Source organism: Glaciimonas sp. OK215 (assembly GCF_057787885.1).
Genome location: NZ_CM173544.1, coordinates 5,132,982 through 5,150,336 on the forward strand (window position 1 = coordinate 5,132,982; position 17,355 = coordinate 5,150,336).

At 55.7% G+C, this 17,355-nt stretch carries 14 protein-coding genes; 3 read left to right on the forward strand and 11 right to left on the reverse strand.

Going from position 1 to position 17,355, the window contains the following annotated elements:
- Positions 1-2 precede the first annotated feature (2 nt).
- Positions 3-638 (reverse strand): TetR family transcriptional regulator, encoded by a 636-nt coding sequence (locus AC3CHX_RS23635; RefSeq protein ID WP_488630415.1) that lies wholly within the window; start codon positions 636-638, stop codon positions 3-5.
- Between the two features lie 270 nt (positions 639-908).
- Between AC3CHX_RS23635 and AC3CHX_RS23640 the strand changes: the two genes are divergently transcribed.
- From AC3CHX_RS23640 to AC3CHX_RS23650, 3 genes are read left to right on the forward strand one after another with little or no spacing between them, the layout of a single operon-like run.
- Complete coding sequence (locus AC3CHX_RS23640; RefSeq protein ID WP_488630416.1) at positions 909-2,171, forward strand: efflux RND transporter periplasmic adaptor subunit; 1,263 nt, start codon at positions 909-911, stop codon at positions 2,169-2,171.
- Positions 2,172-2,182: 11 nt separating this feature from the next.
- Entirely contained in the window at positions 2,183-5,335 is a 3,153-nt protein-coding gene (locus tag AC3CHX_RS23645; RefSeq protein ID WP_488630417.1) for an efflux RND transporter permease subunit, read from the forward strand.
- Positions 5,328-6,788, forward strand: coding sequence for an efflux transporter outer membrane subunit (locus AC3CHX_RS23650; protein ID WP_488630418.1), 1,461 nt, complete (start codon positions 5,328-5,330; stop codon positions 6,786-6,788). Before AC3CHX_RS23645 ends, AC3CHX_RS23650 begins: the two co-directional genes overlap by 8 nt.
- 132 nt (positions 6,789-6,920) lie before the next feature.
- On the opposite strand, the gene AC3CHX_RS23655 is transcribed toward AC3CHX_RS23650, so the two are convergent.
- From AC3CHX_RS23655 to AC3CHX_RS23700, 10 genes are all read right to left on the reverse strand, one after another.
- Entirely contained in the window at positions 6,921-7,682 is a 762-nt protein-coding gene (locus tag AC3CHX_RS23655) for a YdcF family protein (protein WP_488630419.1), read from the reverse strand.
- Positions 7,683-7,684: 2 nt separating this feature from the next.
- The gene (gene waaA, locus AC3CHX_RS23660) at positions 7,685-8,971 is read right to left on the reverse strand and encodes a lipid IV(A) 3-deoxy-D-manno-octulosonic acid transferase (protein WP_488630420.1); all 1,287 of its coding nucleotides are present in this window, start codon (positions 8,969-8,971) and stop codon (positions 7,685-7,687) included.
- Positions 8,971-9,840 (reverse strand): Kdo hydroxylase KdoO, encoded by an 870-nt coding sequence (gene kdoO / locus AC3CHX_RS23665; RefSeq protein WP_488630421.1) that lies wholly within the window; start codon positions 9,838-9,840, stop codon positions 8,971-8,973. Before kdoO ends, waaA begins: the two co-directional genes overlap by 1 nt.
- Positions 9,841-9,914: 74 nt before the next feature.
- On the reverse strand, positions 9,915-10,901 hold the full coding sequence (gene waaC / locus AC3CHX_RS23670; protein ID WP_488630422.1) for a lipopolysaccharide heptosyltransferase I: 987 nt from the start codon (positions 10,899-10,901) through the stop codon (positions 9,915-9,917).
- 22 nt (positions 10,902-10,923) lie between these two features.
- Positions 10,924-12,312 (reverse strand): phosphomannomutase/phosphoglucomutase, encoded by a 1,389-nt coding sequence (locus AC3CHX_RS23675; RefSeq protein ID WP_488630423.1) that lies wholly within the window; start codon positions 12,310-12,312, stop codon positions 10,924-10,926.
- Positions 12,313-12,547: 235 nt separating this feature from the next.
- Positions 12,548-12,868 carry an H-NS histone family protein gene (locus tag AC3CHX_RS23680; RefSeq protein ID WP_488630424.1) on the reverse strand — a complete coding sequence of 107 codons (321 nt, stop codon included), beginning with the start codon at positions 12,866-12,868 and terminating at the stop codon, positions 12,548-12,550.
- 75 nt (positions 12,869-12,943) lie between these two features.
- Positions 12,944-14,887: a polysaccharide biosynthesis protein gene (locus AC3CHX_RS23685; protein ID WP_488630425.1), complete on the reverse strand. Its 1,944-nt coding sequence runs from the start codon at positions 14,885-14,887 to the stop codon at positions 12,944-12,946.
- A 79-nt stretch (positions 14,888-14,966) separates the two neighbouring features.
- Positions 14,967-15,527: a sugar transferase gene (locus tag AC3CHX_RS23690; RefSeq protein WP_488644912.1), complete on the reverse strand. Its 561-nt coding sequence runs from the start codon at positions 15,525-15,527 to the stop codon at positions 14,967-14,969.
- 14 nt (positions 15,528-15,541) lie between these two features.
- Positions 15,542-16,486, reverse strand: a complete 945-nt coding sequence (locus AC3CHX_RS23695) for a UDP-glucose 4-epimerase family protein (RefSeq protein WP_488630426.1) — start codon at positions 16,484-16,486, stop codon at positions 15,542-15,544.
- A gap of 4 nt (positions 16,487-16,490) precedes the next feature.
- On the reverse strand, positions 16,491-17,279 hold the full coding sequence (locus tag AC3CHX_RS23700; RefSeq protein WP_488630427.1) for a glycosyltransferase: 789 nt from the start codon (positions 17,277-17,279) through the stop codon (positions 16,491-16,493).
- Positions 17,280-17,355: the final 76 nt, after the last annotated feature.

Consider the following 17,355-nt stretch of genomic DNA (forward strand, 5'->3'; position numbering starts at 1 on the left):
GCCTAGCTTTTTTGCAAGGATGGCGCGGTCTTCAACGTATGAATACAAAGATCGACCATGTTGACAGCCTGTTCGCCCAGATCAAAACTGTCCGGACTGAACAGCCAGTTGTCGATGATGCCGGACAAAAGAGCCTGAACCGTTATCGCCGCCAGCATCGGGTCCAGATTGCGTGGCAATTGTCCTTTTCCGATCGCGTACCGAAGAATGCGCTGAATATTGATGCGCCCTTGCAAAAAGCATTCTTGCTGGCGCGCATAAATCGGATCTTGCGGATCGACAAATTCGCATTTGTGGAAAATGATGCCAAAAATCTTGCGCGTCTGCGGGTTGTGGACCCCTTCCTCGAGCGCGTACAGACACCAGTTGCGGAACTGACCTAAAGGATCGACCGCACTCTCCTCGGCACCATTCAGAATCAACGCCTCCATCGGCAGCCGAACCCGCTCGCACATGGCATTGAACAAATCGCTTTTGTTTTTGAAATGCCAATAAATTGCACCCCGTGTAACACCCGCTGCGTTTGCAACATCGGCCAACGAGGTCTGTGAAACGCCACGCGCATGAAATACCTCCACCGCCGCATCCAAGATACGGCTGCGGGTTTCCAGCGCCTCTTCCTTTGTACATCTTGCCATGTAAACCATCTCCGGACTACTGCAGTGCTAATGTGCAGGTGCAACAACTTTTATTTAACGCCACAACATACATTCATGGATGTATGTATAATAGCACCAATCACAGCGTTTTACCTATTAGAAACGACAGGACTGCAGAAACCACATGGCGGTTAGTTAGTCTATACCTCGTGTTTCAGCGCCAGTCCCGCATCAGCCGCTGGTGTTCTGAGTTGTTAACTCAGGACACCAGCATGGCAGGTCCTTATTCAATCAACGTGCGAGAACTTTATGAATTCAGTAGGCTCCCTTCATCGTCTTACGCGCATCGCGCTAGCCGTAGCCGTGCTTTCAGCAGTTGCCGCCTGCGGCAAAAAGTCCGACGCTGCCATCAACAGCGCGCCGCCGCCGGCCGAAGTATCCATTATCAGTATCGCCCCTGAGCGCCTGGCCCTGACGACAGAATTGCCAGGCCGCCTGGAAGCGACCCGTATCGCCGAAGTGCGCGCACGTGCCGCCGGTATTGTCCTCAAGCGCAACTTCCGCGAAGGCAGCGATGTCAAGGCCGGCGACGTGCTGTTCCGGATCGATCCGGCACCGCTGCAGGCAACCTACGAAAGCACCCAGGCGTCACTCGCCAAGGCGGAAGCCAATCTGACCCAGGCCACCCTGAAAGCGCAGCGCTACAAGCCGCTGGTGGAAGCCAACGCGGTCAGCAAGCAGGATTATGATGACGCCGTCGCCTTGCAAAAACAAGCCGCTGCCGACGTTGCTTCGGCCAAAGCCGCACGCCAGACTGCCAACCTGAATCTTGGCTATGCCACCGTGACCGCCCCTATTTCCGGCCGCATTGGCCGCGCATTGGTAACCGAGGGGGCATTGGTCGGGCAAGGCGAAGCAACCCAGCTGGCAGTCGTACAGCAAGTCGACCCGATCTACGTCAACCTGACGCAATCCAGCACCGATGTCCTGAAGTTGCAACAAGCGATGAAAAGCGGCCAACTGCAAAGCGTCGGCCAGGGCCAGGCCAAAGTCACGCTGGTGAGCGAAGATGGTCAGGCCTACCCGCAAAGCGGGAAGTTGCTGTTTTCGGATCTGACCGTTGACGCCACCACTGGTACCGTTACCATGCGCGCCGAATTCCCGAACCCGGACCACAACCTGTTACCGGGCATGTACGTACGCGCCAGACTGGAACAGGCCGTCAACGCGCAGGCCATCACGGTGCCGCAACAGGCCGTCACGCGCGACATGACCGGCGCCACCGTATTCGTGGTTGGTGCCGACAACAAGGTGGCGGCACGCAGCGTCAAGGCGGACAACGCGCAAGGCGATAAATGGGTAGTCACCGATGGCTTGAAAACCGGCGACAAAGTCATCGTCGAAGGCTTCCAGAAAATCAAGCCCGGTGCGGTGGTCAAGCCAGTGCCGTGGACCGGAATTGCTGCGGCAGCGGTAGCAGCACCGGATAAAACCAAAACGACAGCGGCAGCAAGCCCGGCCTCCGCCACATCTGATGCTCTGCAAGCAGATTCAACACCTAAAGCCAAATAAGGAGCACCCAGATGGGAAAGTTTTTCATTGATCGCCCGGTATTTGCGTGGGTGCTCGCCATTTTCATCCTGCTCGGGGGTGTTTTGGCCATCACGCAATTGCCGGTGGCGCAATATCCGTCCATCGCACCACCCACCATCGTCATCAGCGCCAACTACCCGGGTGCCACAGCGCAAACCCTGGACGACAGCGTGACCAGCCTGATCGAACAGGAGATGAACGGTGCCGATGGTTTGCAATATATCGAATCGCAGAGCCAGGCCAACGGTGCCGTGCAAATCACGGTCACCTTTGTACCCGGCACCAATGCGGATCTGGCAGCGGTGGATGTGCAAAACCGCCTGAAGCGGGTTGAAGCGCGCCTGCCGGCTGCGGTCACGCAACAAGGTGTGCAGGTCACCAAATCACGCAGCAACTTTTTGATGTTTATCGGCTTGTCGTCGACCGACGGCAAACTCGATCCAGTCGCACTGGGCGACTATTTGTCGCGCAACGTGCTCAATGAAGTCAAGCGGGTTCCGGGCGTCGGCCAGGCGCAGCTGTTCGGTACCGAACGGGCGATGCGCATCTGGATCGACCCGGCCAAACTGGTCGGCCTGAGCCTGACGCCCGCCGATGTCACCGCTGCAATCCAGGCCCAGAATGCCTTGGTCGCAGGCGGCACCATCGGCGATTTGCCGAGTCCCGGTACGCAGCAAATTTCCGCTACCGTGGTCGTCACCGGTCAACTGAATACCGTCGCCCAATTCGGCAACATTCAACTGCGCGCCAACAAGGATGGTTCAGTGGTGCGCCTGCGTGATGTCGCCCGTATCGAGATCGGTGGTCAGTCATATGCCACGGCCGGCCGTCTCGACGGCAAACCGACATCGTTCGTCGGCGTCCAGTTATCGCCGACCGCGAATGCACTCGGCACCGCGAAAGCGGTCCACGCGAAAATGGCGGAGTTGTCCAAATACTTCCCGGCCGGGGTCACATACACCGTACCGTACGACACCTCGACCTTTGTCAAGATCTCGATCGAAGAAGTGGTGAAAACGCTGGTCGAAGCGATCATCCTGGTGTTCCTGGTGATGTATCTGTTTCTGCAGAATATTCGCTACACGCTGATTCCAACCGTCGTGGTGCCGGTTGCGTTGATGGGGACCTTTGCCACACTGCTGTTGTTCGGCTTCTCGATCAACGTCCTGACCATGTTCGGGATGGTGCTGGCCATCGGCATTCTGGTCGATGATGCAATTGTGGTGGTCGAAAACGTCGAACGCATCATGAGCGAAGAGGGCTTGTCGCCGCGCGATGCGACCCGCAAGGCGATGGGACAGATTACCGGCGCCCTGATCGGGATCACGCTGGTGCTGATCGCGGTGTTTATCCCGATGGCTTTCTTCAGCGGCGCAGTTGGCGCGATTTATCGCCAGTTCTCGCTGTCGATGGTCGCGTCGATGTTCTTCTCCGTACTGATGGCATTTACGCTGACGCCGGCGCTGTGCGCGACCATCCTGAAACCGGTGGAAGCCGGACACCATCACGAGAAAAAAGGCTTCTTTGGCTGGTTCAACCGCAGATTTAGTGCGACCACCGCCAGCTATCAGGGTTTTATCGCAAGGATGCTCACCAAAACCGGCCGCTACCTGCTGCTGTATGGCGCCATCATTGTCTGCGTCGGCTTGCTGTATGCACGGCTGCCGGCATCGTTCCTGCCGAGCGAAGACCAGGGCTATATCGTGACCAACGTGCAGTTGCCGGCAGGCGCCAGCACGAACCGCACATTGGAAGTGGTCAAAAAGATTGAAGACTATTACAAGAAGCTGCCGGCCGTTGCACACGTCGTTGCGATCACCGGTTTCAGCTTCTCGGGTAACGGTCAAAATGCCGGCCTGGTCTTCGTTCCGCTCAAGGACTGGAGCACAAGAGGCCCGGCGGAATCCGCCGATGCGATTGCGGGTAAGGCGTTTGGTGTGTTTTCGCAAATCAAGGATGCCATCATCTATCCGCTGAACCCGCCGCCAATTCCGGAACTGGGGAATGCGACCGGCTTCACGTTCCGCCTGCAGGATCGTGCCGGCCTGGGACATGAAGCATTGACCGCCGCACGCAATCAATTGCTCGGCATGGCTGGACAAAGCAAGGTGCTGGCAGGCGTTCGCCCCGAAGGCCTGGAAGATGCGCCGCAGTTGCAACTCGACATCGATCGCGACAAGGCGAATGCGCTTGGCGTCTCGTTCAGTGCGATCAACGCTACGCTGTCGACCGCACTCGGTTCGGCCTATGTGAACGACTTCCCGAATCAGGGACGGCAACAGCGCGTGATCGTGCAAGCCGATGCACCGCAACGTCTGCAACCGCAAGATCTGGCCAGGCTGTATGTGAAAAATACCGACGGAACCATGGTGCCGATGTCGTCCTTTACGACTTCGCACTGGATTAGCGGCCCGGTCCAGCTGACCCGCTACAACGGCTATCCGGCGATGAAAATTTCGGGCGGCGCAGCACCCGGCCATAGTACCGGTGAAGCGATGGCCGAAATGGAAGCGCTGACCGCCAAACTGCCGGCAGGTCTCGGCTTCGAATGGACCGGTCAATCGCTGGAAGAAAAAACCTCCGGCTCGCAAGCGCCAATGCTGTATCTGTTGTCGCTGATCGCCGTGTTCCTGGTCTTGGCCGCACTGTATGAAAGCACTTCGATTCCATTGGCTGTGATGCTGGTGGTGCCGCTGGGTATTCTCGGCGCGTTGCTGGGCGTGACCTTGCGCGGCATGCCGAACGATGTGTACTTTAAAGTCGGGATGATTACCGTGATCGGTTTGTCGGCGAAAAATGCGATTCTGATTATCGAATTCGCAAAAGACCTGCAGGCGCAAGGAAAAGGCCTGATCGAAGCCACCCTGGAAGCAGTCCATCTGCGCTTCCGTCCGATTCTGATGACATCGATGGCGTTTATCCTCGGCGTCTTGCCGTTGGCCATCAAGACCGGCGCAGGTTCAGGCAGTCAACGTGCGATCGGTACCGGCGTGATGGGCGGGATGATCACCGCGACCGTTCTGGCGGTATTCCTGGTGCCAGTCTTCTTCGTGGTGGTGCGCAAGCTGTTCAAGGGCAGCGCACGCCAGAACAAGCTGGCTGCCGCCAACAAAAAAATCGATGTGGAGGCAACGCATGTTTAATTCCTTACCGAAACACCTGACCGGCGCCCTGCTGCTGGCAGGCGTTCTATCGGCTTGCAGCATGGCGCCAACCTATGTGCGGCCGCAAGCACCGGTGGCCGGCAGCTACCCGGCTGAAGCAACCCCCTCAGCCGGCCAGTCGCAAGTTGATGCGGTCGCCCTCGGCTGGCGCCAGTTCTTCCCGGACCAGCGCCTGCAGACACTGATCGCGGCAGCACTTGAAAACAATCGCGATCTGCGTACCGCAGTCCTGAACATCGAAGCCGCCCGTGCGCAGTACAACATCACCGCTGCCGATGCGCTGCCTAATCTGGACGGCAATTTTTCTCGATCACGTGGTCGCACCGCTGCCAGCCAGACCCTCAACAACACATCGTTCGTTGGCACCAGCTACGCAGTGGGTCTCAACATGACCGCGTTCGAGCTGGACTTCTTTGGCCGCGTGCGCAGCTTGAAAGACGCTGCGCTGGCGTCCTACCTGGCGACCGACGAAGCGCGGCTGTCGGCGCACATCACGCTGGTTGCGCAAGTGGCCCAAGCCTACCTGGCCGAGCAGTCGTTCGCCGAACAGCAGCAGCTGGCGCAACAAACGCTGGACAGCCGGCTGCAGAACTACAAACTGGCAAAGATGCGCTTTGATGTCGGCGCATCGTCGGCACTGGACTTGCGCGTGTCCGAAACACTGGTCCAGTCGGCCCGTGTTGCGTTTGCTGCACTGGCACGCCAGCGCGCTCAGGCCACCAATGCGCTGACCCTGCTGGTCGGCAAGCCGCTGACGGATTTGCCGGCAGGACAAGCGCTGGAATCACAGCAAATCGTCACCGACATCCCGGCCGGCGTACCGTCCGACCTGATGACCCGACGCCCGGATATCCGCGCCGCCGAACAACTGCTGCGTGCCGCCAACGCCGACATCGGCGCCGCCCGGGCAGCGTTCTTCCCGCAGATTTCCCTGACGGCCGGCATCGGCAATGCCAGTTCGTCGCTGGGAAGTCTGTTTGCAGCCGGTAGCCGCACCTGGTCATTCATCCCGCAACTGACGCTGCCGATTTTCGAAGGTGGACGGAATCGCGCCAATCTGACATTGTCGGAAGTCCGCAAAAACATCGCGATCGCCAGCTACGAGAAAACCATCCAGACCGCCTTCCGTGAAGTCGCTGATGCACTGGTGGCCCGCGGGGCGCTGAATGATCAGCTGGACGCGCAACAAGCCTTCCTGGTCGCCCAGCAAGATCTCGTCAAGCTGACCGACCTGCGCGTCAAGAACGGCATCGCCAGTTCGATCGAGATGCTGGACGCAGAACGCGACCTGTTCTCGGCCCAGCAAGCATTGATCCAGACCCGTCAGTTGCGCCTGAACAATGCGATTGATCTGTATCGGTCGTTGGGTGGCGGTTTGAATGAGACGACGCAGACGCCGGTGGCGCTGGCATCGCAGCCGGCGGCGAACTAAATCGTTGGCTTGAGGAGGAAATTCCCGGTAAGACTGGAACCCGCAACGGATGAATCAATCGTTGCGGGTTTTTTTATCGATTGACCGCAGGACGTAGTCCTGAGTAGATGCTTAGGCTCAGGGCGAACTACATCAGTAGCGCAACTTATACCAGGCAATGCCCAGCCACTCATGCATAGCGTAGTCGCTGCGCCGCAACCCTTCTCCCATCGGAAAAAAATCAAGCACCGAAAGCCGGTCACGGCTAAAAAACACCGTCGGTGCCGATACCACTTCCAGGCCGCTCTGTCTGAAGATCATTTGCGCGCGCGGCATGTGGATAGCGTCCGTCACCAGAAGGATGCGCCGCACCTTTGCCTGCTTGAGAATTTGCGCGGAGAATGCGGCGTTTTGCGCGGTATTGTCCGACGCTTGCTCCAGCCATTTGACTGGCGTGGCAAAATCGTCCGTTAACGTGCGGGCCATCACCGCCGCCTCTGATTCGATACCGCCATCAGGTGTACCGCCGCTAACCAACAACGGCAAACCGGTTTCACGGTGCAATTTGGCCGCATAACGCAGACGCGCCAGCGTCAGGTAACTTGGACTATCCACGCCGCCATATTCCGGCGCATTGCCTAACCGGCCACCGCCGAGAACGACGATAGCCTGCACTTTCGCAATCGATGTCGCATCGAGCACGGATGCCTGTTTTTCCAGCGGAGCGACGAATAATAACGCACCTGCCTTAGTACTGATTATCAGCAAGATGATCAGCGCAACGGCACTCACCGAAACGCCACAGCGCGGCCAGCGCCGGCGTAGGACGAGGCCAAGAAAACACATCAGAATCAGGCTTGTGGGTGGAAGCAACAACGTACTGACGAGGTTCGTGACGATTAGCGCGAGCTGCATTTTTACACCAACGCCGCCAGCAGCGCCATGGTCCGAACCGTCGCGCCGCGATGCAATTGCGCGAAGTCGCCGGCGCTCCGGCCCATCGCCGCGCGCTCCCGGTCGTCCGTTAACAAGCGACTCGCCACTCCCAGCATCGCAGCCGCATCCGTCACCCGCAAGGCCGCTCCTGCGGCGATGGCTTGCTCCGTCACCGCCGCAAAGTTGAAGGTATGGGGACCAATCAACACCGGCTTCGCCACTGCGCAGGCTTCGATCAGATTTTGCCCGCCCAGCGGCAACAGACTCCCGCCGATAAATGCCAGATCCGACGCAGCATAATAGGCAAACATTTCGCCCATCGAGTCGCCCAGCAGCACCTTGATCTCCGCCCCCAGCTGCGCGTCGCCCAACGCCGAGCGCCGCACCAGCGGCAGCTTATTCGCCGCAATCAGACTGGCCACTTCAGCGAAACGTTGCGGATGACGGGGCACGATAATCAATAGCAGGTTTTCAAGCGGAGGCGATTTACTCAGCGCCGCCAGAATCAGCGCCTCCTCGCCCTCCCGGGTACTGGCGCACAACAACACTGGCCGCGCACCGATCTGCCGGCGGAGGGCGGCGCCGATGCGTAATAAAACCTCTGACGGCGCGACATCGAACTTGAGGTTGCCGGTCACGGTAACATTGCTGGCGCCAAGTTGTCGCAAACGCGCGGCATCCTCACTGGTTTGCGCCCCGATGCAAGCCACGCCGGTCGCCGCTTCCGTCATCAGCGTCGCAAATTTTTTCCCACGTCGCAATGAGCGCTCGGATAAGCGCGCGTTCACCAATGTCACAGGCACCTGATAACGGACACATTGCGCGATCAGATTGGGCCAGACTTCGGTTTCCATCAACACGCATAGACGCGGCGAAAAATGGCGTAAAAAACGACCGACCGTCCAACCGGTGTCATATGGAAGAAAACTCTGTACCACGCGCGGCGATTGGCCGAACAGCGCCTGCCCGGCGGCACGGCCGGTAGCGGTCATATGCGTCAACAGGATCGTGTGCTGCGGGTAGCTGGCGAGCAGCATGCTGATCAATGGTTCGGCAGCGCGCGTTTCTCCGACGGATACCGCGTGCACCCATAGGAACGAGCGCGCCGGCTGGTCCCGATCAGGCTGCCGATAAAACCCCAGACGCTCCGGGATATGTTGCCGATATCCCGGCTCCTTGCGGCCGCGCCACCATAAGCGCAACAGTGCCAGCGGCATGATCAGCCACCATACCGACGAATAGATCAGACGAAACAAGGGCGCCCGCATCAAATCAGACTGCGTCCGGTGAGCCGCGTCAGAATGGCTAGCGGGCTGGCGTTCGGATCATATTGTTTGGCTGCCGGCAAGTGCAAGGTCTGCTCCATCATGTATTGTCCCGACATCACTGCATGCGGTGTCTGGTCGGAAAAACAAACCCACACCGAACCGGCAGCAAATGGCATCGTCACTTGCGGACCATTGCGCTGATACTCCAGGTCCGACTTCATGCCGTCATGCAGTTGCAACATCAGGTGATCGTATTCGCTGCGGAAAGATTTCGTCACGTGCAAGGCATTCAGCCATTGCGCCTGCCAGCGCGAGTAGGCTTTTGCCCTCGGCAAGAACCGCTTGGCAACCTCTTCGAACGGCTCGCCGACCCGCCACACCCGCGGCACGCCGTCCGGATTCAGATTGGCAAATACACGCAAAATACGTTCGCCGTAATTGGGACGGGAAGGAAATGCATCGACATGCATGCGCTTGTCATCGGCACGCCACGATTGGGTGCGCGTCTCGACCTGCATCGGTCGGTAACTGGTCGGCGCCAAACGCAAATGATCGCTATACGCCGGCAGCAGCGAGTCGATCAATTGCCGCGCCTGCAGGCGGAAACGCCCCACCATCGCCGCCAATGCAGCCTGTTCGGCAGCATCGCCGAGCGCGCCCTTCAAGCGGGCATTGGCATCCAGGCTGATATTCCGACTTTTGGGATCGCGAACGGCAGGCGTCAGAAAACGCTGCTCGTCCTGCGCCAGCTTAAAAGCGAGTTGCGGAAAATACAGTACTTTTCCTGCTTCGAGCGCAGAAATCCAGCTTGGATTGGGCGTACTGATGTGCCAGTCGGCAGCGTCGATTTCCAGAATTTGTTGTTTCATCGCAGTATTATCCTAGAAACGGCAGTTGACCGCTATCTGACGCACGGCTCAATGCATTCTTGACATTGTCCGACCTAACTCAGCAGCACATCAACCGCAGCCGCAACCTGTCCGGCCGTCGGCGAACTCCCCTCATCACCCAAATTGATAATATTGTCCGACCAGTCCCCTTCCGTTTTCCAGCGTGGCGAATCGCAGTACAACTCGATGGTCGGCCGATTGAAGGCGGCAGCGATATGGGTCAGTCCGGTATCAACGCCGACCACCAGCGCTGCCCGCTGCGCCAGCATGACCGCCTCCATCAAAGCCAATTTAGGCAGTACCTGGGCATTGCTCATCTGTGCGGCCAGCTTTTCAGCAGTCTGTTTTTCAGCGTCACTGCCCCATGGCAACAACACCGGCATACCGTACGCCGCCAACTGTTGCGCAATTCTGATCCAGTCGGCAAATGGCCACTGTTTTTCTGCGCGGGCGGTGCCATGGAAAAAAACCGCATACGGTTGACCGGGCAACCATGACGGCGACTGCTGCGGCGCCACCTCTGGCATCTGTAAATTGAAATCAGCTGGGCCGTCAACGCTGTAACCGAAAGCCTTCGCGGCAACCTGACGGGCGCGCAAGACCGCATGCGTACGCAAGCCAACCGCGACGCTCATCGTATGAAAAAGCCGCGATAGCGGCTCGTAACCGGAGCCTTCGGTAGCGTTTCCCAATCCGACCCGCCTGCCATTCGGCGCAAGGCGTGCCATACGCATGACGACACTGGTTTTCAACAAGCCCTGGGTATCAAAAACAATGTCATAAGCATCCTGCTTAAGCTGCCGGCGAAAATCGGCAATTTCATGCCGGGTCGCAACCGAGAACAAGCTTTTGCGCCAGCGCCGCAGTGCAATCGGAATGATCCTGCGCACCTCCGGATTGAGTCGCACCAGGCTGGTGTAACCTTCCTCGACCACCCAGTCGATATGCGCGTCGGGATAATGACGCCGAATATCGGACACCATCGGCATGTTATGCACCACGTCGCCAAGGGACGAAACGCGGACGATTAGGATATTCAAGCGGATTTCACTTCAAGAGAATTTAGAAAGGCAAGCTTGCATCCGGCTTCACCGCCAGAATCACGCGCTTGAATGCTGCCTGTATGCGCAGCAACGCCGCTTCCGATTCCGCCTCGAAACGCATCACCACCACCGGCGTGGTGTTCGATGCGCGCGCCAATCCGAATCCATCCGGATATTCGACGCGCAGGCCATCGATCTTGATCATCTCATCGGCGCCGGGAAATTCCGCTTCCTGCTGCAATTTCGCTATCAGCGTGAAGTTCTCGCCTTCGGCCAGTTGCAGTTGCAACTCCGGCGTGCTGATCGACTGCGGCAACGCATTCAGCAGCGCCGACGGATCGCTTGCACGGCTCAACAACTCCAGCAAACGGACGCCTGCATACAAGCCATCGTCAAAGCCGTACCAGCGATCCTTGAAGAACACATGTCCGCTCATCTCGCCACCGAGCGGCGCCCCGGTCTCACGCATCTTGGCCTTGACCAGCGAATGCCCGGTCTTCCACATCAGCGGCTTGCCGCCGTGCCGGGTGATCCACGATGCCAGATGGCGCGTGCATTTCACGTCGTACAAGATTTCCTGGCCCGGATGGCGGGTCAGCACATCGGCGGCGAACAGCATCAGCTGACGGTCCGGATAAATGATCTGGCCGTCTTTGGTGACCACACCCAGACGGTCGCCATCGCCATCGAACGCCAGGCCGAGTTCGGCATCGGATGTCCGCAGGGCGCGAATCACGTCCTGCAGGTTTTCCGGATGGGCGGGGTCGGGATGGTGGTTCGGGAACGTCCCATCCACCTCGCAAAACAACTCTTGCACCTCGCATCCAAGCGCGCGATACAGTTCACCGGCAAACGCCCCGGCGACGCCATTGCCGCAATCGACCACGATCTTCATCGGTTTCGCCAATGTGACGTCGCTGAGGATGCGTTGCAAATAAGCGTCCTTGATGTCGTGGGTGCGGTAACTGCCCGCGGCCGCTACGAGCGCCTGTTCGGCAGTACCGCTGACGATCGCCTGATACAGCGCCTGGATCGTCTCGCCATGAATCGCTTCGCCAGCCAGCACCATTTTGAAGCCGTTGTAATCGGGAGGATTGTGACTGCCGGTGACCATCACACCGGATTGCGTACCCAGGACATGGGTGGCGAAATACACCATCGGGGTGACGACGATTCCCAAATCAATCACATCCACGCCGGCTTCCTGCAATCCGGCTGCCAGCGCCGCCGTCAATTCAGGGCCGGACAAGCGGCCGTCGCGACCGACGACAACGGCTTTTTCACCTTTGGCGCGGGCGGCAACACCGAAGGCCTGGCCGATTTGACGCGCAATACCGGCATCCAGCGTTTTGCCGACGATGCCGCGGATGTCATACGCCTTGAATATCGAATTTTGAAGTGGGAGCATAGTTTTAATGTGAGTGAAGCATGAACGTGTTGCGGCGCCGGCAGATGCCAACGCAAGAACCGTTCACATGTAAATGCAGCGTACCGATAAATGCAGCGTACCGATTTAACGTAGATCAAAAAAAACGCGCATGTATAACCATCAACATGCGCTTCCGGCCCGGATGCCCAATTATTAAGCCGCCGTTATTACTTCAAAAACATGCAAAAAATAAATAACGCGACCAAATCAAGGGCTATACGTGCAATGCATCCAGCGATTTACCCGACGCGACCCATTCCTGTATCCATTTCGGCTGACGACCACGGCCAGTCCATTGCAGCGATGCGTCGGAAGGATGGCGATAGCGTACCGCCACTTTGGCTTTTGTCGCGCTGCTCTTGCCACGTGATTGCCCACCCAGCAAATCTTTCAACGAGATGCCGGCGCTTTGTGCAATTGCCAGAATCTGTTCACGTGCTTTCGCCAATTCTTCGTGTTCCCTATCCTTTAAAGCCTGCTTGACCTGCTCTTGTAGTTCGCGCAACTGGGCGACTGTCAGACCTGATAAATCCATACTTCCTCCATTAAGTGAAATTTCATTGAAAACGCACTTGCAATCAACTTACAAATCTACATTAAGCGATGCACACTAATGCAATCTCGCATCGCGTGGCTCAATCACCTGATCCTGAGCGCGCCAAATCAAATCCTCGATCCCGCACTGCGGCGTATATCCAGCCACCGTACGCAACAACATGGCACGCACTTCTTCATAATCAAATCTGTCACAGGCAGCTTCCAGCTTAACCAGCAGATCCTGCAATACGGCCCACGGAATCTCCACCTCCTGTGCGCGCATGATGAGAGGATGCTCAGTCCCCTCGACATTCTCGCCAATCAACAATTCTTCATACAACTTTTCGCCGGGGCGCAAACCGACATGATTAATTTCGATGGTTCCATCAGGCGTCGATTCAGATAACACTTCAAGCCCGCTCAAATGCACCATCCGTTTAGCCAGATCCACAATCTTTACCGGATCACCCATATCCAGCACAAAGACGTCACCGCCTTCACCCATTGCGCCAGCCTGCAACACCAATTGTGCAGCCTCAGGCGTCGTCATGAAATAGCGCGTGATCTCAGGATGCGTCAATGTGATAGGCCCCCCTGCCATGATCTGCTTGCGAAACAGGGGCACCACCGATCCCGACGACCCAAGCACGTTACCAAAGCGCACCATGCAGAAGCGCGTCCGTGATGGCGTTCTGGCTTGCAGACGTGAAAATGCCTGCAATATCAACTCGGCGAAACGTTTGGTGGAACCCATGACATTGGTGGGCCGCACTGCCTTGTCGGTAGAAATCAAGACAAACGATTTGACTCCCGCCGTCATCGCCGCCTTGGCCAGACTTAAGGTGCCAAACACATTATTTCGAATGCCCTCAATCGGATTATGCTCAACCAACGGTACGTGCTTATAAGCGGCAGCGTGATACACGGTTTCAACCGAAAAAGTCCGCATGATCCGTTCGCATTTCTCCCTTTCCAGCACCGAACCGAGAAACGGCAACAACTCCAGTTTGATGTCCAGGCTCTGTTGCAACTCGCTCAGCTCCTGCTCAATCGAATACAAGCCGAACTCGGACATCTCAAGCAAAATCAAACGCGACGGACGCTGACGGATAATCTGGCGACACAATTCGGAACCAATCGATCCGCCCGCGCCGGTCACCATGACCGACTTGTCAACGATACATGCGGAAATCAACCTTGGATCAGGATCCACCTGGTCGCGCCCAAGCAAATCCTCAATTTCAACTTCCCGAATATCCTGTACCCGCAACTCGCCATTGATCAAACTCTTGATCGGCGGCGTCACCTTGATTTTGACCTTCAGCGGCTCAAGCTGATCAAGAATGCGCTTTTGCTGCGCCTTGGTCTGCGAAGGCATCGCCAGCAATACTTCCTTTATGCTGTAACGCGTAATCAGGTCATGCAATTCATCTGCCGGAAACACCTTGATGCCAGCGATAGTCGCCCTGTGAAGCTCCTGCTTGTCATCGATAAACGCCACCGGCAAATATTCGTTGCCGGTGCGCAATGCGATTGCCAGCTGCGACCCGGCCTGACCCGCGCCATAGATGGCCACACGCACCGCCCCCGTAGTCCCGAGCGCACCGCTGACACGCAACAGATAAGCACGCGCCAAAAAACGACTTGCGGCCATATACAAAATCGTACTGATCCAATAAATACCAAACACCGCACGCGAATAACCACCGGTTTGCGTAAAAGTGGCAAGCGCTGCCAAAGTCACCACAGAGAGCGTCACACCCAGCACAACCACATAGACGATCTTGTGATCGATGAAACGTATGACTGCGCGATATAAGCCCAGTCTAATGAAAACAGGGATGGAAATCAGCGGTGCCGCAATCATCAATAGTCCATATTGATGGAGCAGGCCGATATTCAGCCCGTCGTAACGCAACCAGATTGCCAGGCAAAATGTCAGTGGCAAAAACAACAGATCCAATGTTGCCGCGACCGCCTGCTTATGAAGTCGCGACAAATTAAGAATTGAAATCATATGAATAATTCAATCAATGTGCGATACACCAAAAGCAATAAATAATAATCAGGACGATCAATCATTGTCAAATCAACTCTCAATGCGTCACCCCGTCTCTGCGCACAACCTTGAAAAAAGTGAGGAAAATTATCCTGATATCCAGAAAAATCGACCTGTTCTGCATGTACTCGACATCCAGCTTCACCTTTTCCGGAATCGGCAACTCATCTCGGCCATTAACCTGAGCCCAGCCAGTTAAACCGGGTCTCATCTTATCAACATCATATTGTGTGCGCAATGCAATCAGATCTTCTTGATTAAACAAGGCGGGACGTGGCCCTACAAAGCTCATGTCACCGCGGAAAATACTCCACAACTGAGGTAATTCATCCAGGCTTGATTTACGTAAAAAAGAACCGATCGGCGTCAGATATTTCTTAGCGTCAGTTAATAAATGCGTCGCCACTGCCGGTGTATTTACCTGCATCGTACGAAATTTCGGCATACGGAAAACCTTATTATTACGTCCGATACGATCAGACCAATAAATAACAGGCCCCTCCGAAGTTGCGCGGACCCACAATGCTACGAGAGCTATCGGAACGAATAGCAAAATTGATGCAAAAATTGCCAAAAACAAATCAAAAATACGTTTCATCATGTTGCCTATGTTCAAAACATGTTCTTTATTGTTGCCTTTAATCCATTCTCTACTGAGATTGGCGGCACCCAACCTAACAATTCCTTTGACTTGCCAATATCAACTTGTAACGAGCCCAACAGACGTTGCGCGACTGCGCGCTTGCCCAGCGTAGTCGCAATGGCCATTAAAATACCGGGCGGGACTGGCAATAAAAATGCTCGTTTGCCTAAGGCTTTTGCACAGGCAGTCAGCCATTCGGAAATGGACAGATCATTCCCATCCGACACCAGAAAAATCTCGTTGATTGCATTCGGATGTTTAATACAGCAAACAATCAAACTAATCAGATTTCCGACATACACAAAACTTCTTTTATTTCCAACCGCCCCAAGTGGCAAAGGTATCCCCCGGTATACCCACCGCAACATACTTGCGAAATTTGCCTTTACGCCAGGCCCATAAATCAAGGGAGGTCGAATGATGGTAACTTCCAATCCGGTTTTCCCGGCCAATTCAAGCAGACCCAGTTCAGCCTCATATTTGGAGATCCCATAAGCGTCCATCGGGTCTGGAGGGTCCTTCTCAGAGAATGCGGTCCCGCCTATCGTTTCTTCACCGTTAACTTTAATCGAACTGAGGAATATAAATCGCTTTGCACCCGCAGAGATGGCCTGCTTAGCAAGATTTAATGTGCCGGCAACATTGACCCGCCGAAACTCAGCAAGCGGATCGCCGGCAAGTTCATTCATGACATGCACCCGGGCTGCGGTATGTATGACAGTATCGACTCCGATCAGACATCGTGACCAATCCGTTTTTTCATCAATACCCGGAATTGTCTCCATACGGGCGCCATCCAGCAAAAAAGGTACCCTGACAGCACACGTCAACTCGGCGCCGTTCTCAATAAGAACGGCAGATAATGTTCGCCCGACAAACCCGCTTGCACCAGTGAGCAGAATGGAATTATTCATTTTGTCAATATCTTGGCGAAATACCCAGCATACGGTTCAGGCTAATCTTCACATAAGCACGAGATGTAAAGAATTTCAGTGCACTACCCATATGCCAAAACAAGTAGCGCAATTTACGATGACTATCGCGCTGCGCTTCATGAATCACCTTGGCGGTTTTACTGACCAGGATTTTATATCCCGCCACACGCGCCCGCGCGCACAAATCGACATCTTCGTAATACATATGATATCGCTCACTTAAACCGTGCAAATCTGCATAAATCCTGCGCGGAACCAGGATAAACATTCCGGCAGCCCAATCCGGCATGATGACATCATTACTGGAAATCAAGACTTCTGGCGCCAACGAAAAGCCACAAATTCTGCTCACTACCTTTTTGCATAAGAAAAAGGGGCTTGGGAAGTTCCGCGCGCTATCCTCAATTTCATATTTCTCATTGAGAATCAATGGCGCACAAATACTGTCAGGCGCCTCTTCAAGGAGCGACAGCAAGATGCCAAACGGATCATCAAGCAATTTGATATCCGGATTCAATACCACGAAGTTATCGCCCTGGCTAACCGCAAAGGCAGAATTGTGGTTGGCTGCAAAACCCTTAGGGACACTATTTTCTATCAGCTTCAGGTGAAATGGCAGTTGAGCGAAATCAATCTGCAGGTTTTCAGGGATATTCAACGTCAGAATAACTTCGATATCCGACCTATCAAGACGCACCAGATCTTCAATCAGTTTGCCGATATATTTTTTATGTCCGTGACTTACGATTGAAATTGAAAACGTCATGCTCATGGGTGATGCGATCTCGAATATTGGAACAACAATAGTATGCGATATCAGGGCGTAAAAAAATGCCCCGAAACTGCCG

Bases quoted from the DNA above. Each gene is read 5' to 3' on its own strand.
- AC3CHX_RS23635 (WP_488630415.1), bottom strand. From the start codon at position 638: ATGGCAAGATGTACAAAGGAAGAGGCGCTGGAAACCCGCAGCCGTATC.
- AC3CHX_RS23640 (WP_488630416.1), top strand. From the start codon at position 909: ATGAATTCAGTAGGCTCCCTTCATCGTCTTACGCGCATCGCGCTAGCC.
- AC3CHX_RS23645 (WP_488630417.1), top strand. From the start codon at position 2,183: ATGGGAAAGTTTTTCATTGATCGCCCGGTATTTGCGTGGGTGCTCGCC.
- AC3CHX_RS23650 (WP_488630418.1), top strand. From the start codon at position 5,328: ATGTTTAATTCCTTACCGAAACACCTGACCGGCGCCCTGCTGCTGGCA.
- AC3CHX_RS23655 (WP_488630419.1), bottom strand. From the start codon at position 7,682: ATGCAGCTCGCGCTAATCGTCACGAACCTCGTCAGTACGTTGTTGCTT.
- waaA (WP_488630420.1), bottom strand. From the start codon at position 8,971: ATGCGGGCGCCCTTGTTTCGTCTGATCTATTCGTCGGTATGGTGGCTG.
- kdoO (WP_488630421.1), bottom strand. From the start codon at position 9,840: ATGAAACAACAAATTCTGGAAATCGACGCTGCCGACTGGCACATCAGT.
- AC3CHX_RS23675 (WP_488630423.1), bottom strand. From the start codon at position 12,312: ATGCTCCCACTTCAAAATTCGATATTCAAGGCGTATGACATCCGCGGC.
- AC3CHX_RS23680 (WP_488630424.1), bottom strand. From the start codon at position 12,868: ATGGATTTATCAGGTCTGACAGTCGCCCAGTTGCGCGAACTACAAGAG.
- AC3CHX_RS23685 (WP_488630425.1), bottom strand. From the start codon at position 14,887: ATGATTTCAATTCTTAATTTGTCGCGACTTCATAAGCAGGCGGTCGCG.
- AC3CHX_RS23690 (WP_488644912.1), bottom strand. From the start codon at position 15,527: ATGAAACGTATTTTTGATTTGTTTTTGGCAATTTTTGCATCAATTTTG.
- AC3CHX_RS23695 (WP_488630426.1), bottom strand. From the start codon at position 16,486: ATGAATAATTCCATTCTGCTCACTGGTGCAAGCGGGTTTGTCGGGCGA.
- AC3CHX_RS23700 (WP_488630427.1), bottom strand. From the start codon at position 17,279: ATGAGCATGACGTTTTCAATTTCAATCGTAAGTCACGGACATAAAAAA.